Source organism: Mesorhizobium sp. M1403 (genome assembly GCF_040317695.1).
GTDB lineage: Bacteria > Pseudomonadota > Alphaproteobacteria > Rhizobiales > Rhizobiaceae > Mesorhizobium.
The window spans coordinates 677103-702971 of the sequence record NZ_JAMYKY010000001.1; the positions used below are offsets into that span (position 1 = coordinate 677103).

21 protein-coding genes and 1 pseudogene are annotated in these 25869 nt (G+C 59.1%); 15 read left to right on the forward strand and 7 right to left on the reverse strand.

The window, feature by feature from the left end:
- Nucleotides 1-59 precede the first annotated feature (59 nt).
- Both NKH01_RS03400 and NKH01_RS03405 read right to left on the reverse strand, forming a co-directional pair.
- On the reverse strand, nt 60-2222 hold the full coding sequence (locus NKH01_RS03400) for an amylo-alpha-1,6-glucosidase (RefSeq protein WP_352816205.1): 2163 nt from the start codon (nt 2220-2222) through the stop codon (nt 60-62).
- A gap of 48 nt (nt 2223-2270) precedes the next feature.
- Nucleotides 2271-3332: a glycosyltransferase family 4 protein gene (locus tag NKH01_RS03405; protein WP_353018929.1), complete on the reverse strand. Its 1062-nt coding sequence runs from the start codon at nt 3330-3332 to the stop codon at nt 2271-2273.
- Between NKH01_RS03405 and NKH01_RS35245 the strand changes: the two genes are divergently transcribed.
- Nucleotides 3331-3855, forward strand: a complete 525-nt coding sequence (locus NKH01_RS35245) for a DUF982 domain-containing protein (protein WP_502912589.1) — start codon at nt 3331-3333, stop codon at nt 3853-3855. The two genes, NKH01_RS03405 and NKH01_RS35245, sit on opposite strands and share 2 nt — an antisense overlap.
- Nucleotides 3856-3950: 95 nt before the next feature.
- Here NKH01_RS35245 and NKH01_RS03415 read toward each other — a convergent pair whose 3' ends face one another.
- Complete coding sequence (locus NKH01_RS03415; RefSeq protein ID WP_353018930.1) at nt 3951-5069, reverse strand: hypothetical protein; 1119 nt, start codon at nt 5067-5069, stop codon at nt 3951-3953.
- Between the two features lie 166 nt (nt 5070-5235).
- Between NKH01_RS03415 and NKH01_RS03420 the strand changes: the two genes are divergently transcribed.
- The 5 genes and pseudogenes from NKH01_RS03420 (at nt 5236) to NKH01_RS03440 (ending at nt 8397) form a co-directional block, all read left to right on the forward strand.
- Entirely contained in the window at nt 5236-5646 is a 411-nt protein-coding gene (locus NKH01_RS03420; RefSeq protein ID WP_353018931.1) for a hypothetical protein, read from the forward strand.
- A gap of 390 nt (nt 5647-6036) precedes the next feature.
- Nucleotides 6037-6198, forward strand: coding sequence for a hypothetical protein (locus NKH01_RS03425; protein WP_023717698.1), 162 nt, complete (start codon nt 6037-6039; stop codon nt 6196-6198).
- Between the two features lie 267 nt (nt 6199-6465).
- Nucleotides 6466-6690 carry a hypothetical protein gene (locus tag NKH01_RS03430; protein WP_023717697.1) on the forward strand — a complete coding sequence of 75 codons (225 nt, stop codon included), beginning with the start codon at nt 6466-6468 and terminating at the stop codon, nt 6688-6690.
- 37 nt (nt 6691-6727) lie between these two features.
- Nucleotides 6728-6982 (forward strand): annotated as a pseudogene (locus tag NKH01_RS35250) (DUF6894 family protein).
- A 677-nt stretch (nt 6983-7659) separates the two neighbouring features.
- The gene (locus tag NKH01_RS03440) at nt 7660-8397 is read left to right on the forward strand and encodes a TylF/MycF/NovP-related O-methyltransferase (RefSeq protein ID WP_352790180.1); all 738 of its coding nucleotides are present in this window, start codon (nt 7660-7662) and stop codon (nt 8395-8397) included.
- Between the two features lie 83 nt (nt 8398-8480).
- Here the strand turns inward: NKH01_RS03440 and NKH01_RS03445 are convergent, their stop codons facing one another.
- The 3 genes from NKH01_RS03445 to NKH01_RS03455 form a co-directional block, all read right to left on the reverse strand.
- Nucleotides 8481-9557: a GSCFA domain-containing protein gene (locus NKH01_RS03445; RefSeq protein WP_084642470.1), complete on the reverse strand. Its 1077-nt coding sequence runs from the start codon at nt 9555-9557 to the stop codon at nt 8481-8483.
- 448 nt (nt 9558-10005) lie between these two features.
- The gene (locus tag NKH01_RS03450; RefSeq protein ID WP_353018934.1) at nt 10006-11064 is read right to left on the reverse strand and encodes an SGNH/GDSL hydrolase family protein; all 1059 of its coding nucleotides are present in this window, start codon (nt 11062-11064) and stop codon (nt 10006-10008) included.
- A gap of 36 nt (nt 11065-11100) precedes the next feature.
- Nucleotides 11101-12939, reverse strand: a complete 1839-nt coding sequence (locus NKH01_RS03455; protein WP_353018936.1) for a carbamoyltransferase family protein — start codon at nt 12937-12939, stop codon at nt 11101-11103.
- A gap of 525 nt (nt 12940-13464) precedes the next feature.
- Here NKH01_RS03455 and NKH01_RS03460 point away from each other — a divergent pair.
- The 8 genes from NKH01_RS03460 to NKH01_RS03495 all read left to right on the forward strand — a co-directional run bounded on the left by NKH01_RS03460 (nt 13465) and on the right by NKH01_RS03495 (nt 23740).
- Nucleotides 13465-15270 (forward strand): ABC transporter ATP-binding protein, encoded by a 1806-nt coding sequence (locus tag NKH01_RS03460; protein WP_051409617.1) that lies wholly within the window; start codon nt 13465-13467, stop codon nt 15268-15270.
- Between the two features lie 65 nt (nt 15271-15335).
- Nucleotides 15336-16448 (forward strand): glycosyltransferase family 9 protein, encoded by a 1113-nt coding sequence (locus NKH01_RS03465; RefSeq protein ID WP_353018938.1) that lies wholly within the window; start codon nt 15336-15338, stop codon nt 16446-16448.
- Nucleotides 16449-16609: 161 nt separating this feature from the next.
- Nucleotides 16610-17644 (forward strand): glycosyltransferase family 9 protein, encoded by a 1035-nt coding sequence (locus tag NKH01_RS03470; protein ID WP_352482639.1) that lies wholly within the window; start codon nt 16610-16612, stop codon nt 17642-17644.
- Nucleotides 17634-18806, forward strand: a complete 1173-nt coding sequence (locus tag NKH01_RS03475; RefSeq protein ID WP_352482637.1) for a glycosyltransferase family 9 protein — start codon at nt 17634-17636, stop codon at nt 18804-18806. The genes NKH01_RS03470 and NKH01_RS03475 overlap by 11 nt, the downstream gene beginning before the upstream one ends.
- 201 nt (nt 18807-19007) lie before the next feature.
- Entirely contained in the window at nt 19008-20024 is a 1017-nt protein-coding gene (locus NKH01_RS03480) for a glycosyltransferase family 28 protein (protein ID WP_156948027.1), read from the forward strand.
- A 46-nt stretch (nt 20025-20070) separates the two neighbouring features.
- Nucleotides 20071-20880, forward strand: a complete 810-nt coding sequence (locus NKH01_RS03485; protein WP_352858406.1) for a sulfotransferase domain-containing protein — start codon at nt 20071-20073, stop codon at nt 20878-20880.
- A gap of 349 nt (nt 20881-21229) precedes the next feature.
- Nucleotides 21230-22972, forward strand: a complete 1743-nt coding sequence (gene asnB / locus NKH01_RS03490; protein ID WP_353018940.1) for an asparagine synthase (glutamine-hydrolyzing) — start codon at nt 21230-21232, stop codon at nt 22970-22972.
- A 72-nt stretch (nt 22973-23044) separates the two neighbouring features.
- Nucleotides 23045-23740 (forward strand): sulfotransferase family protein, encoded by a 696-nt coding sequence (locus tag NKH01_RS03495; protein ID WP_353018941.1) that lies wholly within the window; start codon nt 23045-23047, stop codon nt 23738-23740.
- 18 nt (nt 23741-23758) lie between these two features.
- Here the strand turns inward: NKH01_RS03495 and NKH01_RS03500 are convergent, their stop codons facing one another.
- Nucleotides 23759-24673 carry a sulfotransferase family protein gene (locus NKH01_RS03500; RefSeq protein ID WP_353018943.1) on the reverse strand — a complete coding sequence of 305 codons (915 nt, stop codon included), beginning with the start codon at nt 24671-24673 and terminating at the stop codon, nt 23759-23761.
- A 509-nt stretch (nt 24674-25182) separates the two neighbouring features.
- On the opposite strand from NKH01_RS03500, the gene NKH01_RS03505 reads away from it, so the two are divergent.
- Nucleotides 25183-25824: a sulfotransferase family protein gene (locus NKH01_RS03505; RefSeq protein WP_023717682.1), complete on the forward strand. Its 642-nt coding sequence runs from the start codon at nt 25183-25185 to the stop codon at nt 25822-25824.
- Nucleotides 25825-25869 lie beyond the last annotated feature (45 nt).

Consider the following 25869-nt stretch of genomic DNA (forward strand, 5'->3'; position numbering starts at 1 on the left):
TCGGTTCCGGACGATTGCGGTGCCGCGCGTCGTTTTCGATGCGCCGCAGCGAGGCGGCGTCAGGTGCGCACGATGAGCGGTACCATCCCCTCATACCGATCGGCGAGAAAGGCGACGACCCGATCGCCGACACGCTGGAATGTGAGGTCGACCACCACCGAGCCGACACCCAGATGCCGCAGTGTCAGCGTGTCGATGCCGATCGGCAGCCTCGGGCGGGTGACCCGGATTTCACCGTCCCAGCCATCGATTTCCAGGCCAAGGCAGGCCTGCATCAACATGAAGGCCGATCCCGCCGACCAGGCCTGCGGCAGGCACGCGACGGGATAGGCGATCGGCGCTTCGCCCGGCGACCTGGTAAAGCCGCAGAACAGTTCCGGCAGCCGCATGTTGAAATGGACAGCCGACTCGAACGTGCCGCTCATCAGCCGCACCACGCTGTCGCGTACGCCATAACGTGCCAGGCCGGCACCGCACATGGCAGTGTCGTGCGGCCAGATCGAACCGTTGTGGTAAGACATGGGATTGAAGAATATCGCATCGTCGGCCAGCGTCCTGACGCCCCAACCCGAGTGGAACGACGCCGAGAGCAGCTGATCGGCGACCAACTGCGCCCGTTCCGGCTCGGGCAGCCCGACATAGAGGAGATGGCCGGCATTCGACGTCCGTACCTTGCAGACCTCGCCGGCACCGTCGATCGCCATGGCGTAGAAATTGAGATCGTCCATCCAGAAATGGCGTTCGACCGCGGTGCGCATGGTTTCGGCGCGTTCGTCCCAATGATCGGCCTTGTCGTCCTCGCCACGGCGGCGGGCGAGCGCTGCCAGACCACGGAACGCAGCAAAGACATAGCCTTGCACCTCCACCAGGGCGATCGGCCCCTTGGGCATGCGACCGTCGGCATGGAAGACCGAATCGAAGCTGTCTTTCCAGCCCTGGTTGGCGAGGCCGGACTCGGCGCCGCGCTGATAGGTAACGAAGCCGGTCGCGCGGCTTATCTCTTCGGTCCATTCGGCCGCAGCACAGAGCGATGGCCACAGGCTGTCGAGGAACGCCATGTCGCCGGTACGATCCGCATAGGCACAAGCGAGATGAATGTAGAGCGGCGTGGTGTCGACACCGCCGTAATAGCGGCCAAACGGGAGCTCCCGCAGTGCCGCCATCTCGCCCTTGCGGGTCTCGTGCATGATCTTGCCCGGCTGCGAATCGCTGAACGGCGACGTTTCGGTTGCCTGATGCTGGGCGAGGAAGGCGAGCACGCCGCGCGCCAGCCCGGGATTCAACCACAGCATCTGCAGTGCGGAGATCACCCCGTCGCGGCCAAACGCCGTCGAGAACCAGGGTATGCCGGCATAGGGGTAAGGTCCGGTTGCAAGCTCGGTGGTCAGCAACGCCACGTCCGCGCGCGCGCGCTCGATCCAGTCGTTGAAGACGCGGCCAGAGCTGTGCACCGTCGCGCCGTGGCGGCGTTTGGCGCGCATGCCGAAGCGAGCGCGGGCGGCGGCAGCCCGAAAACGGTCGCGGTCGGGTGTCTCCGCCACTTCCGGGCCGACTTCGATATAGAGGACCTCGCTGCTGCGCTTAGTCACCGCAATCAGGAAATCCGCACGGTTGGTGGTCAAATTGTCCGGGGCTTGCGAGAACGAGATCGCCGACAGGCGCACAAGCTGGTCCAGCCCGTCATATCGAAGCACCACGGACGTCGGACTGGTCTCGGCGGCATGGGCTATCCCGCGCTTGGGCCGGGTCGAGCCGCGCACCTCGAACATGTCACGGAAATCTGCTGCGAAATGCAAGGAAACCCGAATGGCCGACGATTCCTGGCTGTAGTTGGAAAGGGTGATGCGCTCGAACAGCCGGTCCTGCCAAAGCAGCCTGACGCGTTCTATGTGGATCGCGCCCTGCGGAATATCCCGGCCACCGACACTCTGAATCGGCAGATTGGTCAGGTTCGAGGTGAAAAGCACATTGTCCTGGCTGAGCGATGCGCCGAGCAGTGACATTTGCCGGCCACCGACCGTCAACCGAAATTCCGAAAGCACACGCGTGTCGTCTCGGAAAAAGCCGTCGCCGGCGCCGCGGATGTCGCCATAGGCGTCGGCCACCGCGAAGCAGTCGCCTTGCTTGAGGGCGAACAGCCGGTGCGGCTCCCGAGGCGCGACCTCGTCGAGAGAGGCAAGGGCTACGGCGGGATCAAGCTTACGCTCGTCGAGTTGATTCATTCGTCACAAACTCTGTCGTTTCGTTCTCAACTTCCGCAATGACGCCGATCAGGACGCTCTCGCTTCACCGGGAGCGCCGATCAGGCGCGCATAGGCTGCCACATAGTCGTGGGCCATTCTCGTGGCAGAAAAACGGTTCTCGAATACGGATCTCACCTGACGCCTGTCGAGGCGTAGCAATTCCGGTATCGAGGCGACCGCAGCATCGACTGTGTCGACAAGGAAACCGGTCACGCCGTGGTCGATGATCTCCGGCAGGGCACCGCAATTCCAGGCGATTACCGGCGTGCCACAGGCCATCGCCTCTATCGCGGCAAGGCCGAACGGCTCCGGCCAATCGATCGGAAACAGCAGGCCGGCCGCCTTGCCGAGGAATTCCGCCTTTCTGTCCTCTTCGATCTCGCCGATATAATCGACACGGTCGCCGTCGATCAGCGGCTCGACCGTGTCGTGGAAAAACGCGCGGTCGTCATCGCCAATCTTTGCCGCAAGCTTCAGTTTCAGCCCGGAGCGCAAGGCGATCTCGATGGCACGATCGGGGCGCTTGTCGCGCGACAGCCGGCCCAGGAAGGCCAGATACGGCTCGTCCGCATCCGTCTCGAAAGTCGGCTCGTAGATATCGATCGGCAGCCCGTGATGGATGGTCGCCAGCCAATTGGCCTTGGCGAGTCCGGCTCTCTGGCTGCGGGAAATCGAGATCATCGGAAAGCGCGGAAAACGTTCGTAGGCCGGCGCCAGATCGACATAGTCGAGCCTGCCATGCGGTGTTGTCACCGTCCGGTCGGGCATGTGTTCGAAGAAAGGAAAATGCAGGAAGTGGCTGAGATGGAAGTGGATGACGTCGAACTGCTGCGCACGGTTCCTCACCTCGGCAAGCATAGAGAGATGTGCCGCGGTTTCGGATTTGTGGGGGCGCGGATCGAGACGCAGCGCACGCTCGCGACACGCCACCAATTTCGCCGACGTTTTGGTATCGCCGCTGGCAAACAGGGTCACGTCATGGCCAAGCTCGACCAATCCTTCGGTCAGATAGGAGACGATGCGCTCCGTCCCTCCATAGAACCGGGGTGGCACGGATTCATGGAGCGGCGCCACATGGGCTATTCTCATGTTTTGGGCATTTCCCTCAAAAAGACTGCTCGTGGGATCGAAATGCATCAGTCGCGCTAACGTTCCCGTACAACGGCAAGATGTCGCGCAATTGGGACTGCCGGAGCTTGCCGTCCAGCCAACATTTTTCATGGCAAGCCTCTTTTGCCGGGAACCAAAGGGCCAGTTCGCGAGTTTAGTGGGGTTCGATCGTACGCATCCGGTCGACGGGGAGGAAACGATGGACCGCTTGCAATTCTTTTCGCCCGTGCGGATTTTGCGCGGACAGGGACAGCCTGTGGAGGAGATCGACAGCGTTGCCGAAGCGATGGCATTCCTGCGAAAATGGCCGGCCGGGCGGCGCGGGCCGGTTTACCAATGTGCGGTGAATTGCTGTGCTGCGGCCATGGCCGGCCGGATGTCGGCCGAGGAAGCGAGAAAGGCTTTTGCCGGCTTCGCCCGGATCACCCGCCTGCTCGAGGGCGATCGGCCGTTGCCGGTGAGCGGCGAGGATCGGCATCGCGCGGATGCGCTGCGACGATAGCGCCAGCTGCCGCTAACCCTCAAAACAAGATATCATTCAGCCGGAACGCCCGATCGGCGACCGACTCGCTTTCGCGAACAGTCGTTTGAACTGGGCTACAGCACCGTTCTCGGCGATGTAATCGCAATAGGCGGCGTAATCGGGGTCGCGTGACAGATGGCGTTCCTCGGTGATGGCGCGAAGTGCATAGACGGCGTTGAGCCCGAGCAGGATGGCGGAGTGCCGCAGCGCTTCAGCGGGTCCGTAGCGGTGAGGAAAGGGACGGAGACCAGCCACCAGGAGAGGTTTTTCGAAACATAGGCGGGGTGCTTGATCCAGCGATACGGTCCGCAGGTGATGATTCCGCGGTTGGTGAGATTGGAAAATCTCAGGCCAAAGCTCACGGTGGACCAGACAAAAATCAAGACGCAGAAGACGATCGCCGATCCCCAGAAAACCTGGAGCGCCGGTGTGGGCATCACCGCCGTCCAGTTGGCGCCCGTTTCGTAATTCAGGTAGGCACGGGTGGCGGCATTCATGGGTTCATAACAGGCAAGACAAACCAGCCAGCCGAACACAGTGGGCTCGACGGTGCGGATATGGTTGTCGAGGACGCGCAGCGTGAAAATGTAGCCGACGACGGCGACAAGGACATCCACCATGAACAGGAGATCGATTGCAAAAGCGTGCCAGCGCATGATGTCGAATTGATACGGTTGTTCCAGTCCGGCCAGGATCGAACCTAGCGCGGAGCACAGATAGACGAACATCAGCGGCAGGAAGAAGCCTTTGACGATCCAGCCCCGCACATGCTGGCGTATCTGCTCAGTCCTTTGCGGCACGGCGCCGCCGAGGACGAATGCACCGATTTCGGCATATGAATCTTCCGGATCGGTTTGCCGGCGATCGACATAAGCAACATAAAACGGCGCGGCGACGAGCAGCGCCGGCAAGGTGTCGTAGAGAGCTGCCCAGTAGGGGGCGTAAAACTCACGCCGGTATTCCGGCAATATCCAGTAGACTGCGGCGCTCGTCGTGAGCGTGACGATGAAGCCGATGAGTTTGCGCATGACGCGCTCGACTTCAAGCGCTCGCATCGGCTTTGCCTGCAATCCCGTTGAACGCCTTCGAAACGTCTGGAAATAGGCCGTGTCGACCGCGATCATCGCTGCCGCGGTAGCTGCAATGACAGTCATGGCCTGCAAATGCACAGGCCAGCTTCTGTCGACGAGCACCCCGACGGCCAGCGCAAGACCAAGCAGTCCTGCAAGGCCGGTGAGGGGCGCGGTCGCGGATTCGGTTGGAGCGTCAAGCTACTACTCCCGTTGTCGTGAGGGTTTGATCGTCGTGGGCGGCCGGCACGGGTCACGTGGTGTGCCCACCCGCCGCCGCTGGAGCCACTTGAGCAGCTGCTACACTCCACCGCTGCCGTTGGATCCGCCGCTGCTTGTTCCGTCATTGCCGCCGCTTGAACCACTGCTGCCACTCGAACCGCTGCTGCCGCTTGAACCACTGGTGCCGCTCGAGCCGCTGCTGCCGCTTGAACCACCGCTGCCGCTTGAACCACTGGTGCCGCTCGAGCCGCTGGTGCCACTCGAACCACTGCTGCCACTCGAACCACTGCTGCCGCTTGAGCTGCTGGTGCCGCTCGAACCACTGCTGCCGCTTGAGCTGCTGGTGCCGCTCGAACCACTACTGCCGCCTGAACTGCTGGTGCCGCTCGAACCGCCGATGGGCCCCTTGTTGACGTTGCGCGGGGAGGGATGGTTGTTAGCGTCCTCGCTTACATTTTCGCAGGTGCACTTGCGCTGATATTTGGTGCCGAAAGCACTGCGTTCATTGCTCGCCTTCTGGCAGACCACCCTATGGCAAATCAAAGTCGCTTCGGTTGTCTCGGGGGTAAGGCCTGTGATGACTATTGCGGTTGTCGTGGCCGCCATGCCCATGATTGTGAACCGGAGTAAATTCCGAAAATTTTGCATAGATACCCCGCTTTCTGACGCCTCGCTTCTCGGGCTTTCGCCCAAGCTTCCTCATTGTCGAGCGGGTGTTTGCAACAAGGCCGCATACGGATCGCTTACGCCTCAGCGGTCGGGCTCAGGGGCGGCGTAAAAACGTTGGACAAAGCGCAGACAATGGTGCCGCATTGCGGTATTTCGATCAGAAAAAGACCAAAGATGCGCTTTTCGGGGGAAACAGATAATGTCGAAACGGCTTAGACTGGTGTTGGGAACGGCCGGCGCAATTGCCGTCGCCATCGTCTGGGGGATCATCGCCACGTCGATGGGGCTGCCATCGATCCTGATAACCGTAGGAGCGGTCGCGATCGGCGCCGGCATCTACAGCTATCAAAGCCGGAGCTGATCCGGCATCCGGCGACGGCGGCTTAGCCCAAAAAATCCCACAGTCCCGGACTGCCCGCGGCAATGTTCAGTGTACGAAAATTACCAACGGCAGCGTCCTGTGGAACGTGTGGCCTCTCGAAGCTATTGTGGTGGCGGTCCGAGACACCCCCGCCTCGGGCCGTTGGCTCACCCAGCCGAGTGGTCCGCTGCTACCCAATGGCGGCGGACCGTTCACCCGCAAGACGGACCCCGGAAGACGGACATTGTGCCGAATCGAGGGAGAACCATGGTCGTTGACGAGATTGCAGCGCGGCGCCTGAAAATTCTGATCGAGCAATATATCGAGACCAGGAAGAGGCGCCACGATGAGGTTTCTACCGCAGCGGCTGAGATCGCCATCAGGGCTGTCATGCCGAATTGCCCGGTCTCCGGAAAAGCCTTGGACGACATGATTGCGGCATGTGCGTTCGAACATGGGCTGGGGGTGCTGTTCGATCGACCTGACGCATGAAGGCTAAAATTAGATAAACCGACCAACCGGAACCGGCATGCCGAGATATTTTTTTCACTTCCGAAACAATGACGGCCGCTTGACGGAAGATTTCGAGGGTCAGGAGTTGGACGGTTTGTCCGCGGCTTAGGATAACGCCATGGCTTCGGCCAAGGAAATCCTGGCCGAGGGCCTGCTCAGCGGCAGCCCGGTCCTGACAGGTCTTTCCTTCGAAATCTGCGACGAGAACCGGAAGCTGCTATTCCGATTTCCCTTCTCGGAAGCTGCCGAAAAGGCTGGCACTCGACCGTGATTGGCCAAAGGCCCGCAATGCGGGCGAGCTTTGTCGAGCCTGGCTGAAAAACCGCATGTCGCGGCAAGGCGGTCGTTGGCGCAAATCAGCACCATAAGCAAATTAGTAGCATAGCTGCCGGCACAAAGCAAGAACAAACATGGCTTGCCTTGCCGACAGGGGAACTATTTATGCTCCCGTTTGTCGGCCCAGGGCTACCGTAGCGTTCCAGGATCTCGAGGGCAGGGGACTGACCAAGGCGAGCGCGGCGAGACTGATCCGCGATCGCGACGGCCTGATCTCCCTGGTCGCCGAGTTGGGCTCTCTGACGCTCCAGGCGCGACGAGGGCGCCTGACACTTTCGACGCACATCTGCTGCGGGCATTGCCCTGCTGTGCGCAAATATGTGATGAGGAGGTGCCGCGCCATCGTTGCGGCGCGCAGATTAAGCCGGGCAGTGTGCTAACTTCCGCTGGCAATCGACCAATTTCCGGACCGGCCTGGTACGTGACCGTGATCTTGAGTCGCAGTGCATGGGAGTTCCATTCCCGATCTTGGCTTATTACGTGCACCGGAAGCGCTTCGTTGCGGGATAAGGCCATGTCCTTCAGTCGGAACTCGACGTCATTTCGCGTCTGATGACGGCAGAGTTTCTCTCTGCCGTCATCAGAACACATACCGAATGCTGGAGGATACAGGTGAAATTGAGAGACGCGGCACTTGCTGTTTTTTCAAACAAACGCCGAGGCGTGGCTTGGTATAAGATCGCACAGAAGAAGGCGGACAGATACGGCTTCTATGTCTATTCCAGCCATATGGTCTGGAAGGACCAGCCATTTTTCCGCAAGGCACTGCAGCGGGTCAAAAACATCCGCGGGATTCCAGATCCGCGAGCTTTTGTCCTGCAAAGCTGCCTACGATCGATCGAGCGGATCGACGGCGATGTGGCCGAATGCGGCGTAAGGCAAGGCCGGTCGACGATATTCATGCTGATGAGCGATCTTCGGCCACGGCACTATCACCTTTTCGACTCGTTCGCCGGCCTCTCGGAACCGACCGCAGAGGATCGCAAGCGAAACGGCCAAACGCCGTGGAAGTCCGGCGATCTCAGCACTGACGAGAGGGTAGCCAGAGAGAATATTTCGGACTTCGGCAACACAACTTTTCATGTGGGATGGATACCGGAAACTTTTCCCAGCGTAGCCGACCGGCGTTTCGCCCTGGTCCATATTGACGTCGATCTATACGAGCCGACGCGTGACGCGCTTGCCTTCTTCTACGATCGGGTGTGCGCACATGGCATCATCATATGCGATGACTACGGCTCCGCGCTCTGTCCTGGAGCCCGAAAGGCCTTTGACCAATTCTTCGAAAACCGCCCGGAAGGCATTATCGAACTTCCAACGGGGCAGGCGATTGTCATAAAGGCAGGCTAGTCCTGAATGGTTGCGGCGGCTCTCCATCGGATGAAGCGAGGACGTCACCGAATGCCGCGATAGAGATCGGCAGGGCATGGGTATCAATTCTCGCTTGATGGCACCTGCGACGGAGCAAAATAGGCATTGAAGAACTGCTCAACGATCTCGTCGACGACTGAGTTCTTTACGTGCCGCAAGTCCTCTCTGTAGCTACGAGCGAGGCCTCCATAGGTGACAAGCTCGAACGAGGGAAGATAATGGACATTGTCCCGTTCCCGGCAGACTTGACCAAGCACGGCGCGAAGAACGGATTTGCCTTCAGTGCTCGCGGTGACGACATCCGCGTCCTGAAATGTGCGCGCCAATGCAACCGGTGAGACCGTGAGAATTATCGGCGCATCGGGTTTGCGTTCACGGACCATGTCCACGGCAGCCATCACGTTGGCGTAGTTTTCCTGAAAGCTGCTGACGTGAAGCGTTGTTTCCTGCATTCCGCCGCCGCCGAGATAGAGCGGCTTCTGCGCTGCTGCTTTGCCACTGGCCTTGTTGATGAAGACCTCGGTCATTCCAAAGGTGAATATGAATGCCGTGGCGGCATCGAAGCCAGCCCGCATCTCCCGGTTTACGCTCCCGATCACCTCTTTGAGAACTTCCGGAGATTTGGCGAAAATACCGCGCCGATACGGGTCCTGAAAGCTGGCCGAGCCCCAAGGGACGCGTTTCTTGACCTGCCACCAGTCGTCGTCTGCCTGATCCCACACGCCAAGCATTTGCTCGAGCTGGAGGCGAACAGTGAAAGTGTTGTAGAAGTTCATATGTTCCTGCCGAGGCAGCTCATCTACAATGGCCTCCGCGGGGTCGAAGCTGATATTTCCGTAGGACGGGACGCATGCGATGCGTCTGTTTGTCAACGCGCGTCGAATTTCCTGCGCAAAGCAACTCCCCATCGTGAAGAATATATCGTCAGAAGTTAATACGGGGGTTTTGCGTATAGTAATGGCGCCAGAGCTTACAAAGTCGCCATACTTCGCGTTCAATTTATCCGACGCCATCAGACGGACAGGTTTGGCGTATCCGAGTCGATTGCGTATCCGAAGGTACCTTCGTTTAACTCGCTCCAGAAATGGCACAGTCGCTCCATAGTGGTCACAGCTGGCCCCAACCGCAATGCCGGACATGTAGTCCGCTTCGCGGCTAGCTGCAATCAGAAGGATTCAAGATTGACTATTCGAACGACGTCAGACCTCAGATGCGGTTCTTTTGGCGCATGTTGTCGCGGCGCAGTCTGGTCCCGCTTCACGCTTCATTAAGGCGTCTGTCGGGCTGTCCGCTGACCCCGACAGTTGTGCAGAAATCGCCTTTGGTGGATCGGCAACGCAACATGAGCCGCGCCCTTGGGACCGGGGGATCTCTCTCGCGCACGTCTGGCGTAACCCAAGGCAGACCGAGGGATTAGGGCCTACCAGAGAGGGTAATTGTCCTCCGGCTCAGCTTCCTCGTCAGCTTTTCCTCGTTTTTTTATGACCATCCGCACCAATGCTATTGCGGCTACAACCAGCAAAGCAGCGGATGTCCAAAAAAATATACTATTCATGGAAAACATTCATAGTTTTTCTCTCGTATACGTCAGTATATTAGAGGTTTCTCTTTGGAAAAGTTCAGAAGACCCTGTTCCATAATCGCGTTGGCAACAATCCTGGCAGCGGAATCCGCTCCCTTCTCGGTGAAATGCACCTCGTCGTAATAATTTCTATCCAAAGTCTCGCTGCGTTGGCAAAGGTAAGGCAACGATCCATGGAGATCAACGACCGAGGCGCCGGTTCGCTTGGCTATGTCTTCCACAATGCGTCTGTGTTCCCAAACCGCGTTTGCAGCGGGATCGTTTGGGTCTTCCTGCCGATAATTGGGGTTTACGAAGAGAACCGAGGCTCCGGCTGCCTTTGCGAGGACGACCAGTGCACTAAAGTTCGCGCGAAACGCGTCTGGTGGATTGTGCGCAATGTGCTTCGAATTTCGACGTCCATCGCCTCGACGTCGAACAATGTTCCCGACATACGCGGTCGCCAGATTTTGCCGTCTTTTGAACCAACCCGAAAGCCCGCCACCTGACGGTGGCTCGAACCAGGAGCAGGAATACTGGTTGTAGTCTCGAGACAGTCCTTCCAGTCGGCGAGGATGAACATCATTGTGGGTATAGTAGTATACGATAAGATTAGGTGACAATGGTGCTACGTGGAAAAGAAGTCTCAAAACGTTCTCGACCGAGGTATATCCGCCAACTCCTGCGTTGACGATGTCAATTTCGACTCCCGGTTTCAGATCCCTCAGGTATTCGCCCAGCCGGTGCGGATAAGTACGGCTATCGTCTTCTATTCCGGTACAATAAGTAGACGATTCTCCCATACAGACAACTCTTAGACATTGCTCCGGCTTCGGCATGGCGGTTTCCGGGCCCCGGAAGCCCAGGCTATTGTGTCTCGATCTGCCGTTGCCCGAGTGCCACACAGGATTCAGCTCATATAGGGTATAGGGGTTTGGCCGAACCAAAGGTGTCGGGCAACCAGCCCATTTGGCAATCAAGCCTGGGAAACCGATCTGGAGCAGCGCCCTATCGCCTAGAAGCATAATGAGGCCTTTGCGCAAAGTGCGCCGCGCTCTCCAAAGTTGCTTTTTAACCACGTTCATCTCGACACCATGTAGCAACGCCTTTCGTGCGCGTGCTCAATCGGGCTCAAACTCACCGCGGTAGTCCATTGCGAGGGCGGAATCCTGCTTCGGCTTATGGAGAACGCAGTTACCAGCCACCAGCACGTCCAGATCCGTTCCCATGAAGCAGCGAAAAGCATCCGTCGGGGAACATACGATCGGCTCGCTGCGCACATTGAAACTGGTGTTCACCAAGACAGGACAGCCGGTAAGCGCTTCAAACCGGGTGATCAACGCGTGGTATAGCGGGTTGGTCTCGACGTGCACCGTCTGAATCCTGGCCGAATAGTCGACATGCGTGACGGCAGGAATCTCGGACCGACGGACGTTCAGCTTGTCTATTCCGAACATAGCGGCCTCGGATGCAGTCATCGCGCGGTGACGGCTCTGCTTAACCGGAGCAACGAGGAGCATATAAGGCGATTCACCCTCCAGATCGAACCAGTCCGACACATGTGCCGACAGGACTGAGGGGGCGAACGGACGAAAACTCTCGCGAAACTTGACCTTGAGATTGAGCGTCTTCTGCATATGGTCCGACCGCGGATCTGCAAGGATGGATCTGTTGCCAAGCGCCCGTGGTCCGAATTCCATCCTGCCCTGGAACCACCCCACCGCCTTGCCGCAGGCCAGCGCCGCAGCCGTGGCATCGATCAGTTGGTCGGTTGGCATGACTTCGAAAACGGCTTTGGCTCGGCTGAGTTGCGCTTCGATCTCGCTCTGACCGAATTCCGGACCGAGATAACTCCCTTTCATGGAATCTTGCTTGGCTATAACCCGCTCACCGCCGAGTTTAAGATGCCAGGCGGCGAGTGCGGCCCCAAGCGAGCCTCCGGCATCGCCGGCTGCGGGCTGAACCCAGATTCTCTTGAAGGCACCATCTCTGAGCACTTTGCCGTTCGCCACGCAGTTAAGCGCCACACCGCCGGCCATGCACAGATTGGGAATTGCAAAATCTCGTGCCAAGCTGCGAGTCAGCCGAAGAACGATCTCATCGGCGACGGCCTGGATGGACGCGGCAACGTCCATATGAAAATCAGTTAACAGATCGGTATCAGGGCGCCTTACCGGCTGTCCGAAGAGGCTGGCGAACCGTGCGTTCGTCATTTTCAGTCCAGTGGCATACGCGAAATAGCTTTGGTCGAGACGGAAGGTTCCGTCCTCCTTCAGGTCGACCAGCTTTTCCAGGATCAGCGATTTGAACCGAGGCACACCATAGGGGGCCAGCCCCATCACCTTGTATTCGCCACTGTTTATCTTGAAGCCGAGATAATAACAGAACGCCGCGTATAGAAGCCCGAGCGAATGCGGAAACCGCAATTCCCGCACGACATCAAGAGTTGCGCCTCTGCCGATCGCAACTGTCGTGGTTGCTTTCTCGCCAACGCCGTCGAGAGTCAAAACCACAGCTTCATTAAAGGGCGACGGGAAAAACGCGCTGGCCGCGTGGCTTACGTGGTGTTCGGAAAAGAGGATCCGGGATGGATCCTTGAAGCCGCGGTCAATTCTGCGGAGTTCGTCGAAAATGATCCTCTTCTGAAATAATTTTCCCGTCAGCCAAGCGGGCATCGCCTTTCGGAATGAATCGAATCCGCTAGGAGCGGCGTCGAGATAGGTTTCAAGCAGACGCGAAAATTTTAGCAGCGGCTTTTCATAGAATACGACGTAGTCCACATCCTTCAGCAAGACACCGCCGGTCTGCAAAACGGACCGAATGGCGTTTGAGGGGAAGCGTTCGTCGGCTTTTCGACGGGTGAACCGCTCCTCCTGGGCCGCCGAAATGATGGCGCCGTCGACGACGAGGGAGGCCGCGCTGTCGTGGTAGAAAGCCGATATGCCCAATATATTGGTCATAATATTGTCTTCAAAACTGATTGGTCATCGAGTTCAAATCGTTCTTGGTTCTTCGTTCAATCCAAAATGTATCATTGGAATGCGTTCTTTGGAGCCGTCGGCAGATCACTCTGACCAACCGGCGTGCAAATCCGACGGGAAATACCACCCCAAAGAACGTCGATGCACACACCAAGTCGGAAAACCAACCATTGGTCGCAGCCCTCTTGGAGGGCACGTTGTGAATGTCAGACACTATTTTCGCCCACCACGAGAATGCACCCAAGCTATTGGCAAACGATTGAGCCGAAGGAACAAAGCTTGTCAAGGACGCGGCGTATCACCGAGCCGATTGAGCCCGTGCGGCAGCCTTGACGGTCGCCATTCAATGAGTCGGGTTCGGCATTGACTGCGGCTCCGAACGAAGCCACAGACATGGAATAGGATATGAACTATCGCGGATGCTCAAGCGGCGTCCCGAAATCGTGCGGGTCGGCAGAGAGCAGAGGCCCTCCGGTACCAACGCACATCGCATCGGGAAATGGAATGAGCGCAAAGAGACGAATTTCGGCGGTGCTGGCATACCCGCTGGTTAAGCGTCTGATCATCGAGAACCTGCCGCCGCACAAAACGCTGTATCTCGCCGGTTTGCTGTGTTCGATCGCCGTTGCGGCGACGACCGCCGCGTCGGCTTGGATCATGAGCACCATGGTCAATAGCATCTATGTGGAACGCAACGCTGCCGCCGCATGGGGTATCAGCGCCGTAATCATCGGCATTTTCCTGGTTAAGGGCATAGCCGCCTATTGCCAGACCATCACGACGGGAAAGATTCGCCGGGCTATCGTCTCGGACCTGCAAAACCGCCAGTTTTCTCGAATGGTGCGTTTCGACATCGGTCGTTTCGCCAATCAGCATCCGGCGAAATTCGTCTCCAAGATCATGTTCAACGCGCGCGCCGGGTCATCCGTTATTCTGACGCTCACGAGCAGCACCGTCTCCGATGTGCTGACGCTGATTGGCCTGGCAAGCGTCATGGTCAAGCAGGATCCGATGATGTCGCTGATATCCGTGGCGGTTCTGCCGCTGCTGTTCCTGTCGGTGGGCGCCATAACCAGGAAGCTCAAGGCGCTGGCAAGGGGCGAGACGGAGTTGGCTGCACTGGTCCAGTCGATCGGCACGGAAGCCGTCGAAGGTATCCGGACCATCAAGTCCTTTCAGCTCGAAGACAAGGCGGTCGCCAGCTTCGCAAAGGCCGTCGGCAAGATGGAAAGGCGCGGCATCCAGATAAACCGGACGTCAGCGTTGATGAGTCCGTTGATGGAGACCGGCGGCGGCGTGATCATCGGGCTGTTCGTCATTTATGCCAGTTGGCAGACCCTCGGCAACGGCAAGACCCCGGGCGAGTTCATGGCCTTCATAACCGCCTTTCTGCTTGCCTATGAGCCCGCCAAGCGGCTGGCCCGCGTCAATGTCGATATCCAGAAGCAGATGGTGGCGGTTGAGCAGATGTATGATTTGATCGATACGCCCGAGCAGCGACAACTCGCAACCGCCGGCGAGCGCCTCACCGATGTCGAGGGCGGTATCCGTTTTGAAGATGTGGCCTTCTCCTACGAAGGCAACAGCCCGGCGCTGCACGGCGTTTCCTTCGAGGTACGGCCCCGTGAGAAGCTGGCGATCGTCGGCCGCTCCGGCGCCGGCAAGACCACCATCGTCAATCTGATCCTGCGCCTCATTGAGCCGGACAAGGGCCGGATCCTCATCGACGGAAAGGACATTTCCAAGATCGGCCTCGCCGACGTTCGCGACAATATCGCACTGGTGTCACAGGATGTCTTCCTGTTCGAAGGCTCGATCCGCGACAACATCCGCGACGGACGCCCGGGCGCCACCGATCAGGAAATCGAGTCCGCGGCGGACCTCGCCCGGGTCACCAGCTTTTCCTCCAGCCTTGAAAACGGGCTCGACACTCTTGTCGGGCCGAGTGGCACCAACCTGTCGGGCGGGCAGAAACAACGCGTCGCCATCGCGCGCGCGCTGCTCAAGAATGCTCCGGTAATCGTCTATGATGAAGCAACGTCCGCGCTTGACGGCGAAAACGAACGGGCGGTCATGGAGGCTGCTTTCGACGATGCATTCGAGCGCACGGTGATCTGCATTGCGCACAGGCTTTCAACCATCAAGGCAGCCGATCGCATCCTGGTGTTTGACGCTGGCATTCTGGCGGACGCCGGGACTCATGACGAGCTTGCCAGGCGCAGCGAAATTTATCGCTCGATCTTTCACCTGGAGGCGTCCGGCCCGATCGTCGAGGGCAGCAAGCAGCTGCGGCAAAGCGTTTTGCGCTGACGGCGATGACCAGTTTTTATCACGGTTCCTATGTCAGGTATGTGATTGCTGGGATAGGCCTGCGATTGCGCCGATACACAAAGGCCGCGCGGACATTGTTTGCCGGCTCCAAGCCTCATTCCGTTCTTGAGCTGCAGGCCAAGGCCGACGCGCTGATCGCGCGCAGGGACTGGACAGGCCTTGAAGCAAGTATCAATGAAATGGCCATCATGGCTGACCGTTCCCGCAACCCCGAGCTGATGCAGAAGGCAGGACAGGGCTTCGAACGGCTGGGCAACTTCGCCCGGGCGGCCGAGCTTCGGCTTACCGCTCGCCGGCTGCGGAAGGGGAAAAATGCCAACGAGTGGACCGGGGAGAACCTCGGTTCGGATACACTGCTGATCGATCTTGTGGAGGATGACCCGCGCAGCCTTGGCCGGGTTATCCGCCACGCGCGACTGGCCGGCGCCGCCGCTGCCTATGCGCAAAGTGCAACAATTCGGGCAGAGCCGCGGCTCACATCAATTCTGCAGCGAACGTTCCCGAAGGCGACCGTGGTCCCGGCGCAGCAGGATGTGATCGGCGACAAACGTGCGACCTTCGAAGATCTCGCCTGGGTGTTCGGACGCGATGCCGAGAAACTTGCCGCCGACTTCGTGCCGCTGCGAGCAGATCCTGGGCTCGTCGAGACATTCCGCAAGCATTATCGCTCGATCACGGATCTGCCGCTGGTCGGCCTCTCCTGGGGTAGCAAATCCCACACCAAGGACGTGCCTGACTTCCCCGAATGGGCACGGTTCATCGCCCAGACACAAGCGACATTCGTTTCGCTTCAGTACGGACAGATCAAGCCGGCGCTGCGGCGCCTGCGCAATGGCAATGACGCGCGTCTTATCTATGACGACAGCGTTGACCAGATGGTCGATATGGACCGGTTCGCTGCACAGGTCGCAGCGCTCGATGCCGTCGTGACGATCAGCAACACGGCGGCTCATCTATCCGGAGCACTTGGTATTCCGACTATTTTCCTGATCGACGACAATTTTCAGACGGCGTGGCCAGTCATCGGCGATCGAACGCCTTGGTATCCGAAGGGCGTCGTCATTCGTAAGGAAGGGCGCGCGTGGTCGGTGGTGCTCGACGAGGTTGGTCAAAGACTCTCGTCGATCTTGACGACGCATTCCGACGCTGCCTGTTGAGGATCGCCGTGCCGAACAGACGATCCGTCCTTCAAAAAGCAAAAGCTGCGGACCTGCGCCCGCAAGCAGGCGCGGGCAAGCGGCTACAGACACTTTTTGATCGAGCAAAGGAACTTCTTAAACGGCCCTCGCGTCATGCCGACGAAAGCGTCGAACGGCATATGAGGCTGATGGCGGAGAGCGTCGAGCGAAGCGACTGGAAGGCGGCCCGGGACCATGCGCTGGCACTCGGCCTGCTGGGTGAGCAGCTTGGCGATCGCGGGCTTGTCAAGAAAGCCGGGCGTGGCCTCAGACGTCTCGGCGGCGGGAACCGTGCCTGGCAGTTGATTGCGTCGAGCAAGCAAATGCCAGGCAGGCCCGAATGGGATGGCAGTGATCTTGCGGGTCGCAGGCTTGCCGTCGAGCGCCGCGAAGGCGATCTTGCGATTTTCCTTCAGTTCGCGTCGTTGCTTGGCCCGGTGATCGCGGCTGCCGAGCGATGCATCGTCTCGGTCGAGCCGCGACTGGTGCCACTCTATCGCCGAACATATCCTGCGCTCGATCTCAGGCTGGAGGAACAGGGGGAGGTGGCGGCGGTGGACGCCGATGTCTTCGCCTGCTTCGAGACACTGGCGAAGCACTTCTGGCCGGATGAACCGGCAGCACGCGCGCCCTTCGTCCCGTTGGAGCCGGACCGCCGATTGGTCGCCGAGTTGCGCAGCACCTACCTCGATCGCGGCCCCGGTCCTCTGATCGGCTTTGCCTGGGGAAGCCTGAACAAGGCCAAGGACCTGCCGGCCCTGGACGATTGGCGGGCGTTGCTCGGCAGCCTGCCGGGACGTTTCGTCAGCCTGCAATATGGCGATGTCGGGCCGGCGCTTTCCGAGTTCGAGCACTGGGCGCCGGGACGCATCATCCATGACGCTTCCGTCGACCAGTTGTCGGATATGGACCGCTTTGCCGCGCAAATCGCTGCGCTCGATGCCGTGGTGACGATCAGCAATACCGGCGCCAATCTGGCGGGGGCGCTTGGCGTCCCAACGGTCGTCATGCTCGACGACGGGTTTCGGCTGTCGTGGCCCGCCTTCGGCGAGACCGTGGCCACATATCCAAGCGTTCGACTGGTCAGAAAAGGCGGCCAGGCATGGGCGTCCGCAATGCAGGAAGCAGGTGGACGGATCAGGCAAATCATCAGTGGAGTTGCTGATGGCCGATAGCCGATTTCTTCTCCGGTTCCGCCGCGCTATCGCGCTTGCCGGCTACAAATACAAGGTTTGGTTCCGCAGTCATCGGCGGCAGCTTTTCCTTCGCTGGCGTGACGGCGATATTGCCGATCAGATGGCGGATTATCGGCGAAGCATCGAGGCGCGCGATTGGTCGGCCGCGCTGCCGAAAGCCCTGGCGCTAGCATCGATCGCGAAGTCGAGGGGCGAGGTACATCTGCTCGACGAGCTCGGCAAGGCGCTGATGCGGATGGGCGCTTACGGCCCGGCGGCCGAACTCAAGATCGCCCGGCGCCATATCGTTGAAGGCCGTGTCGAGCGTGAGTGGCTCGGCCAGGATGTCTCGGGCCAGGTACTGCTCGTCGACCTGATGGAGACCGAGAAGCAGGGGCTGGCCACCGCGATCCATCATGCGAGTTCCGTCGGCCGCGCGCTCGCCCGCGCCGCACGATTGATCGTGCTCGTCGAGCATCGGTTGGTGCCGTTGTTTCAGCGGACATTTCCCATTGCCGATGTGCGGGCTGTCGGTCCCGGGAACAAGGCCGCCTACGCCGAGGCGCAGGCCTTTGCCGGCGTCCAGCATCTGACTGCTGTGTTCGAAACCAATGAGGCGACGATCCGGGAGCATTTCGTCCCGCTTAAACCGGATCCGGCGCGGGTCGCTGAACTTCGCGCCCGCTACAGCGAGGACGGCCGGCCGCTGGTCGGCGTCGCATGGGGCAGCTCCAATCCCGGCAAGGACCTGCCGCCGCTGGCGGCGTGGCGTCCCCTGCTTGGCCGACAGGACCTTCGGTTCGTTTCGCTGCAATATGGCCGGACCGAGTCAGACCTGAAAATCTTGACCGATGGCGACCCGACACGTGTGTTGCACGACCCTACCGTGGATCAGCTTGTCGACATGGACATGTTCGCCGCGCAGGTTGCAGCGATGGACGCCGTCGTAACCATCAGCAACACCGGGGCCCACCTGGCGGGCGCCCTCGGCGTCCCGTCGGTCTTCATCCTTGGTGACGGCTTCAAACGTTCGTGGCCAGTGGAGGGCGACCGCACGCCCTACTATCCTTCGGCCGTGCTGGTCTCAAAGCGCGAACGGCCCTGGGCCGAGGTGATGGACGAGGCGCGACACCACATGTGCTCACTCATCGCCTCTAGTTGACTCCGCCACGCCTGGCATCGCGAACGCACTAGGAAGGCCACAGCAGCCAAGTGGTCAAGGGCCTTTTTTTACGGCGAGAACGCTGTAAACTGCCGGCTGGCGGCTGGTTCAAGACTTGGAGGGCGATGCATATCTTTGGGTAGGTCGGGGAACAAGTCGGCTTCTCTTATCAGCGAAGACTTTGTGCAGCGGCTCCTCGCGGTGTACAGGCTTGTGCATCCAGGAAACCTGTTCAGGCGGGGGCGTATCTACGCTCGCGGCAGGGCAGAGACGAGGACGGTCTACTTCGTCCCACACAATCGCAACAATGTTCGTCTGCTGGCTGATGCGGCTCAACTTCTGGTCGACGGCGGCATTCAATGCGTATTCGCGCATATTGACGGATTGAAACGCGGCGGCGTCGCACGCCCTGAACTAAACGCCCGGGGAATGTCGCATATCAGCTTTGCTGAGCTCAAGCGGACGATCAGACCCTGCGACATGCTGGTGACTGGAAATGACTATGCACCGCAATTTTTTAGGCGGTTCATAGATTCTATCAACTTCGGAATGGTCCGTGTGGTCGGCCTCATCGGAGGTGCGAGACTGCTGCAGCCGCATCGATTTGTGAGAGCTGACTACATCCTGTCGATGGGACCGGCAGCGCTGCAGCAACGACGACAACCGACCTACATTGTCGGCTCCCCGGTAATTGAGCGTGCCGTCGAAAACGCGGGCGCCAGGCACGATGAAGGGCTTTTCGTGCTGGTGAACTTCAAGGGGGATATCGAAGACCTCGCAGACCGCCAATCGATTGAAGCGGTGGCAGCCGCATGTGCGAAACTCGGCCTTGCCCATGTCGTTAGTGTCCATCCCACGATGTTCGCAAAAGTCGACATGCCGAACAAATCGCCCGTAGACTTCGCACAACTGCTCCCGGACGCCCTGGCGCTAGTAACTCGCCCAAGCACCACGGTTTACGAAGCGATCGCCTGCGGCATTCCGGTGGTGCTCTTTCCGCTGGTTTCGCCGATGGTCGAGTTCGACAGTCCTATGGGCGCTTTCAAACCAACATGGTCGGAGCATCAACTCGTCGACGATATCCTTGCTGCGGTCAGGTCAAGACCAACCTATTTTGAGCAAAGCCGGGACTTCCTCAATGCCAATCTGTCGATTGATCCAAAGATGCCAGCTTCGCAACGGATCGCCAATGCTTTGATCGATATTTACAACCGCTGATTTGCGCAATCAAAGTGCTCGCAATCGGAGGCCTAAGTTGAGATTGTTGTCCAACTTCTTTGCAAAAAGGCCGCCACTCCTTGTCGTCTCGTTTCCCAAGTCCGGGCGGACGTGGCTGCGCGTAATGCTTGACGATCTGGGCGTCAATGCGGCTTACACGCATGATGGTTCCGACCACAAGGAGCTGCGTGACATTGCACAGATCAGCACCGACAAATCACGCTACAAACGGCAGCGGATCCTATTTCTGACGCGAGACCCCCGCGACACTGTGGTGTCTGGATATTTTCAGGTTTGCAAACGCCATCAGCTGGGAGCAGGTCCGATAGGCGAATGTGTAAGGAGCCCCAAACACGGCGTCGAGAAGATTGCCCTTTTCAATCTGCAGTGGTTCGCAGCCGCAAGTTACATGCGAAAAATTGCGCTTTTGCGCTATGAAGATATGCAGCGGGATACAAACGACGCTTTGCGCAGTGTCGGAAACTTTGTGGGAAAGTCCTTCGACGAGTCCAACCTTGCTGATGTGGTCGTCAGTAGGTCGTTCAAACGAATGCAGCAATCTGAAATCTCAGGAGAACTGGGTGCGCGCTATGGCGGAAAATTGCGACCACGCAATCCTGACGACCCGGAAAGTTTCAAGGTTCGAAAAGGTAAGGTCGGTGGTTATTTGGACTACCTCAGCGTAGATGATGTAGCCTTCTGCGACAATGTACTTGCGCGGCTCGATTACTGGAAGCGGCTCGATGAGGCCTTCCTGCGGCATGGCATATCTTATATCGGCGACAGGGGCAGGTGTGAATTGATCCGATGCATCGGTTTGTCTGCGGATGCGGACATAGCGGCACGACGCCGATAGCTACGATTTTGCCTCATATGCCGATGCCTTTTTTGCCATCTAGGTTCTGCTCTCCGGTTCGAGAAGGCCGAGAAGCAGGTCTGGCTGGCCACAGCGATCCATCATGCGAGTTCTATCGGCCCGCGCGCTCGGCCCGGGCCGATCCCCAGATCACGGCCGCCTACGGCCCTGGGCCGAGGTGATGGACGAGGCGGAGAAGAACATGAGGCGCCTGCTCGAGGCCGCTCGAGCCTGACCGTACAAATCAGCAGGGCGGTTGAGCATCCAGGCAGTTTCCTATACTGGTCTGGCCCGGCTGGCGGAGCCGGCAAAAAGCTTTCGAACCGAAGATCTTCCTGCGGAGCCAATGATGTGCGGATTGTTCGGCGTCTATCGTGCCGAGGGCTTTTCGCCCGACGATATCCATCGTGCCGACCAGGCCCGCGACACGCTTGTGCACCGCGGCCCGAATTATGGCGGCGCACGTGTCACCAGCGATCTCTATCACGGGTTTCGGCGCCTCAGCATTATCGACCTCTCGGCGGCAGGCAATCAGCCCATGGTCAGCGCCGACGGGAAGTTCGCGATCACGGTCAATGGTGAGATCTACAACTATCGCGAGCTCCGCGCCGATCTGATTGCCAAAGGCTGCGTATTCACCTCGCAGTCCGATTCCGAAGTTGTGCTGCATGGCTATCGGGTGTGGGGGCTCGAAGGGCTCTGCGAGAAGCTGGACGGCATGTATGCGGCGGTGATCCATGACGGGGAACGCCGCAAGCTGCATGCGATCCGCGACCGGCCGGGCATGAAGCCGTTCTTCTACTTCCATTCGGGACGCCGATTTGCCTGGGCGTCGGAACTCAAAGCGCTGCAGGCCTGGCTCGGCGACGATCTGCCGCCGATCGACGAGACGGCTGTCCTGGACTATCTCGCATGCCGCTATATTCCAGCGCCCAAAAGCCTCTACCGCAATATCTTCAAACTTCCGGCCGCAAGTCGGCTGACATTCGATCTGGAAACCGGCCGCCTCGATGTCGGGCGTTACTGGACCATGCCTACCGAACTCCGCTCGGACAATGACGACCGCCTGGCCGACGGGCTGCGGGACCGCATGCAGGCGAGCGTTGCCGCTCACATGGTGAGCGATGTGCCGGTCGGCTATTTTCTTAGTGGCGGCATAGACTCGGCGGTTGTCCTGTCGCATGCCGTTGCGGTGAACCCCACGGCAAAGGCGTTTTCGATCGGCTTCGAAGATCCGAGATTTGACGAGAGCGCGCAGGCGGCCAAGGTCGCGGCGCTGTTCGGCGCCGAACACGCGATCCGGATCCTGCAGCCGACAGAGCTCGATGACGTCTTCGACCGCACGCGGGAATGGTATGACGAGCCGCTTTCCGACAAGGCCGCCATCCCGGCGTTTCGTGTCTGCGAATTTGCCAGCCGCGACAGGACCGTCGTGCTGACGGGCGATGGCGGGGACGAGCTTTTCGGCGGCTATCGCTCATACAAGCGGTTTAGCGGCATTCGCAGGAAGCAACGTTTCGTCCCGTTCGGTTCACAGAGCGGGTGGCGCCTGAAGGACCGCAATTTGCGCCTGATCACCACGCGTGACCCGGTCGAGCTCTCCATCGCCATTGGCTCCGGCAGAACGAGATGGCAGCGCGACGTCTATCGCGAACGCCTTGCCATCGCTGCTGACTATGATGAACTCGCCCATCTCAGGGCGTGGTGGAAGCCGGAACTCGGACCGTTGCGCAGCCTGCAATATCTCGATTTTCATACCAGTCTGCCCAACAATATCCTGACCAAGGTCGATCGGTTGAGCATGTCGGTTTCGCTCGAAGCGCGTATCCCGTTCCTGTCGCGAACGATGATCGAATATGCGTTCAGCCTGCCGGAGTCGTTTCTTTACAAGGATGGCCAGCTTAAGGGCGGGCTTAAATACGCATATCGCAATGTTTTGCCGGCAAGCACGCTCAAACGTAAGAAGCAGGGATTTGGTCTTCCACAAAGCTGGAAGCGAACGGCCGTGGCTTCGCAATCCGAGGAAAGCTATCAGGAGGCGGTATTGTCCGGTTTCCTGAAAGGCGCCAAGTTTTCGAATGCCTCCGCATAGCCACCCTCAAGGCTGCCAGCATTTCTTTTTCGCCGTGACGGAGCGGGGTCGGGCCATGGGAGCACTGCCGACATGGTGATGCGGACCGGATTCATATGCGGCTGCGGTCATAGCGGCACGACGTTGATCGCGACGATCCTCGCAGCCCATCCCGACGTCTACCTGCCGTTCCAGGAAACCAATGTCTTCTTCAAATGGACGCCGCTGGCGATGTTTCGCTATTGGAAGCTGAAGCGCGCGGCGCGCGGTGCCGGAAAGACCTTGCTGCTTGAAAAAACGCCGCGGCATATCCGTCGCGTCGGCCGTATTCGCCGCCTCGTGCCCGGGGCGCGTTTCGTGATGCCGGTGCGGGACGGGCGCGACGTCGTGGCGTCATTGGCCAAGCGTCTTGGCGATCCAAGGGAGGCGCTCGACCGCTGGATCGGCGACAATGCGCTCGTTCTCGCCGAACAAGGACAGCCGGATGTACTGATCTATCGCTACGAGGATCTGGTCGAGGATCCGGCCAAGATCGTCAAGCGCATCTGCGGCTTTCTCAACCTGCCCTTCAGCCCGGACCTGCTCGACTATCACAGGAAGCCGCAGCAATGGTTCAAGCCGGCCGAAGTCGAACTTGAGAAGCAACATACTGCACTCCGCAACCAGCAGGTCAATCAGCCGATCTATGACGGGCGCGGACGATGGAAGACCGACCTTGGTCAGCAGGAATTGGCGGAGCTTACCGAGGGCCGTGGGAAGCCCCTGATGCAGGCTTTCGGGTACCTTTGAGCGATACGCCCGATATTTTCACTCTGGAAGCGCGCGCGGATAGCCAAACTGATCGAAGTCGCGCTCATATGCGCGATAGATGGAATCCGCCAGTTCTGGCGTGAAGTAGTCGGCAAGCCTGCGACGCGAGGAGGTGTGCAGGGGCGGCATCGCCGCGCGCCGCATATCGTCGCCTGCACCGACATGATCGAGAACCCGTTCGAAATCCTTTGCGAAAGTCTCGGTCTTGCCGATGAGGTCGAACGCAACTCCTGGAACTTCGACAATGTCGCTTTGCCTCTGCCAATGTTTGTCGATGCGCCATGTGGACGTCTTGCAGGCAAAGGCGACGAAATCTGCAAAGGACAGGCTCTTGTCAGTGCCGACAGGCAGCGCCGGATCGGCCCGTTCGCGGTGGGCCAGATAGACCTCGACCCTGCCATAGCCAGGCACAAGGGGACGGTCGCGATATTGGTCGGCCCAGCACGACAACAGCCTGGTGTAGGGATTGCGAACGAAGGTAAATCGCAAGGCTTCAGCACTTGTCGCCATGTGGTGGAACTGCACGATGCCATGGCGAGGCGCCTGCAACCGTGACGCCTTTCGGTTGTGGACCTTCCAGTTCTGGTCGCTGCGCCACCCCGACACGGTGTCGTTGCCGATCATGGCTGCAAGGTTGCTTCGAATGCGGCTGCTGGCCGCCTTCGGCGTTGCCAGGTACAGGATCTTGAGTTGCGGGACCACGTCGATCAGGTCGTCCGGCAGGTATGCGGTTGCCACGGCCCTGCGGTAGAAGGCGAGGGCTTCCGGATGCGCCCAGGCAAGAAACGGCTCCCTGACTACGTCGCGAAGGCTTTGCAGCCGTGGCCGCAACGAGCGCTCGAGGCGACGGAATGCGCCGAGCTGGGGTTTGCCCGGCACGACATTATCGGGCGAAACATGGCTGGTCGTCATCGGCAAAAACCCTCGCCTTGAAATCAGTCTACCTGTCGTGGCATAGGCCTGTAAGCAGGCAGACTGTCTTTACCGCATTGCCCTATCCAAGGCTGGCTTACGGCGCTTAATAGACTGCGAAGAAACTCCCGCCAAGTTCGAAAGCTCAATTGAGGTGGATAGAGGCATCGCGCGTCGCACGGGCTTGTCACAGCACGACCAACGCTTCCGGCCCTGGTGCAGGACAATGATCGCCTTTTGTGCTGCGATGTTTTTCCGGGGGTGGGAAGGCGTTAGACAACGCAAATGTTCCGCCAAATTTTTTACATTCAATCTCTAACTTGGCAGCGTCGACAGACTTACGCTATACGCCGCGGTGGGCACGGTAAACGGGGGACGAAACCACTCACGGATCGAGCTCGAATGTGCTGAAACGATTTCGGAAAATCAAAACAAAGGTTGGCCGAACGGTCGCCAAAAGGACCATACCGGCTTCTCCGTTTTACAAGCGATACCCGTATGGCGGCAAATTGACGATACTGACCGCCGATCGGCAAGGATTGTTTGATCCCGATCACGGATTTTTCTACAATCGCATTGCGAAGTCGGCCAACTCTACGGTCACAATAAACTTGGCCCAGCTCAAATTTCGCGAAAAGTTCCAGCTCGCCGGCGCGAAGAAACAATTGCTGCAGAGCGACACCCTGTTGCGTCCGTCGCAATTGACCGTCGATCAGGTTGATTCGATTTCGAACGTGTTCGCGTTCACGTTTGTGCGGAATCCCTACAGCCGCGTGCTGTCGGCCTATTTGGATAAGGTCGCGACGGGAAAGAAAAACATCGGTAAGCGCGGCAATATCCCGACTTTCTGTGAATTTTGTGATCTCCTGGAAGATGGCTGGCTGTATGCGGACCTCCATTGGGCTCCGCAGACATCGTCGCTTGTCATGCCCACGTCCGAGTTTGATTTTATCGGTCGTGTCGAAAATTTCGCCGAGGACTTCCAAAAGGTGTGGGATCGGATCAGTGGCGGCAGGCAAATCAGCAACACCATCCACCGCAGCCAAAGCCGAACGGATGCGACGAGCAAGGCCGACGATTACTATGATAAGAGATCGCGCGGGATCGTCTCTAGCCTCTATGCCGAGGATTTTGAGGCTTTCGGCTACTGACGGCAATGCGCGGCTTCTGCTCGGCGGCGCACAGTCTACCTCAGG

Bases quoted from the DNA above. Each gene is read 5' to 3' on its own strand.
- NKH01_RS03400 (WP_352816205.1), bottom strand. From the start codon at position 2,222: ATGAATCAACTCGACGAGCGTAAGCTTGATCCCGCCGTAGCCCTTGCC.
- NKH01_RS35245 (WP_502912589.1), top strand. From the start codon at position 3,331: ATGTTTTGGGCATTTCCCTCAAAAAGACTGCTCGTGGGATCGAAATGC.
- NKH01_RS03405 (WP_353018929.1), bottom strand. From the start codon at position 3,332: ATGAGAATAGCCCATGTGGCGCCGCTCCATGAATCCGTGCCACCCCGG.
- NKH01_RS03425 (WP_023717698.1), top strand. From the start codon at position 6,037: ATGTCGAAACGGCTTAGACTGGTGTTGGGAACGGCCGGCGCAATTGCC.
- NKH01_RS03430 (WP_023717697.1), top strand. From the start codon at position 6,466: ATGGTCGTTGACGAGATTGCAGCGCGGCGCCTGAAAATTCTGATCGAG.
- NKH01_RS03445 (WP_084642470.1), bottom strand. From the start codon at position 9,557: ATGTCCGGCATTGCGGTTGGGGCCAGCTGTGACCACTATGGAGCGACT.
- NKH01_RS03450 (WP_353018934.1), bottom strand. From the start codon at position 11,064: ATGAACGTGGTTAAAAAGCAACTTTGGAGAGCGCGGCGCACTTTGCGC.
- NKH01_RS03455 (WP_353018936.1), bottom strand. From the start codon at position 12,939: ATGACCAATATATTGGGCATATCGGCTTTCTACCACGACAGCGCGGCC.
- NKH01_RS03460 (WP_051409617.1), top strand. From the start codon at position 13,465: ATGAGCGCAAAGAGACGAATTTCGGCGGTGCTGGCATACCCGCTGGTT.
- NKH01_RS03470 (WP_352482639.1), top strand. From the start codon at position 16,610: ATGAGGCTGATGGCGGAGAGCGTCGAGCGAAGCGACTGGAAGGCGGCC.
- NKH01_RS03475 (WP_352482637.1), top strand. From the start codon at position 17,634: ATGGCCGATAGCCGATTTCTTCTCCGGTTCCGCCGCGCTATCGCGCTT.
- asnB (WP_353018940.1), top strand. From the start codon at position 21,230: ATGTGCGGATTGTTCGGCGTCTATCGTGCCGAGGGCTTTTCGCCCGAC.
- NKH01_RS03495 (WP_353018941.1), top strand. From the start codon at position 23,045: ATGGTGATGCGGACCGGATTCATATGCGGCTGCGGTCATAGCGGCACG.
- NKH01_RS03500 (WP_353018943.1), bottom strand. From the start codon at position 24,673: ATGACGACCAGCCATGTTTCGCCCGATAATGTCGTGCCGGGCAAACCC.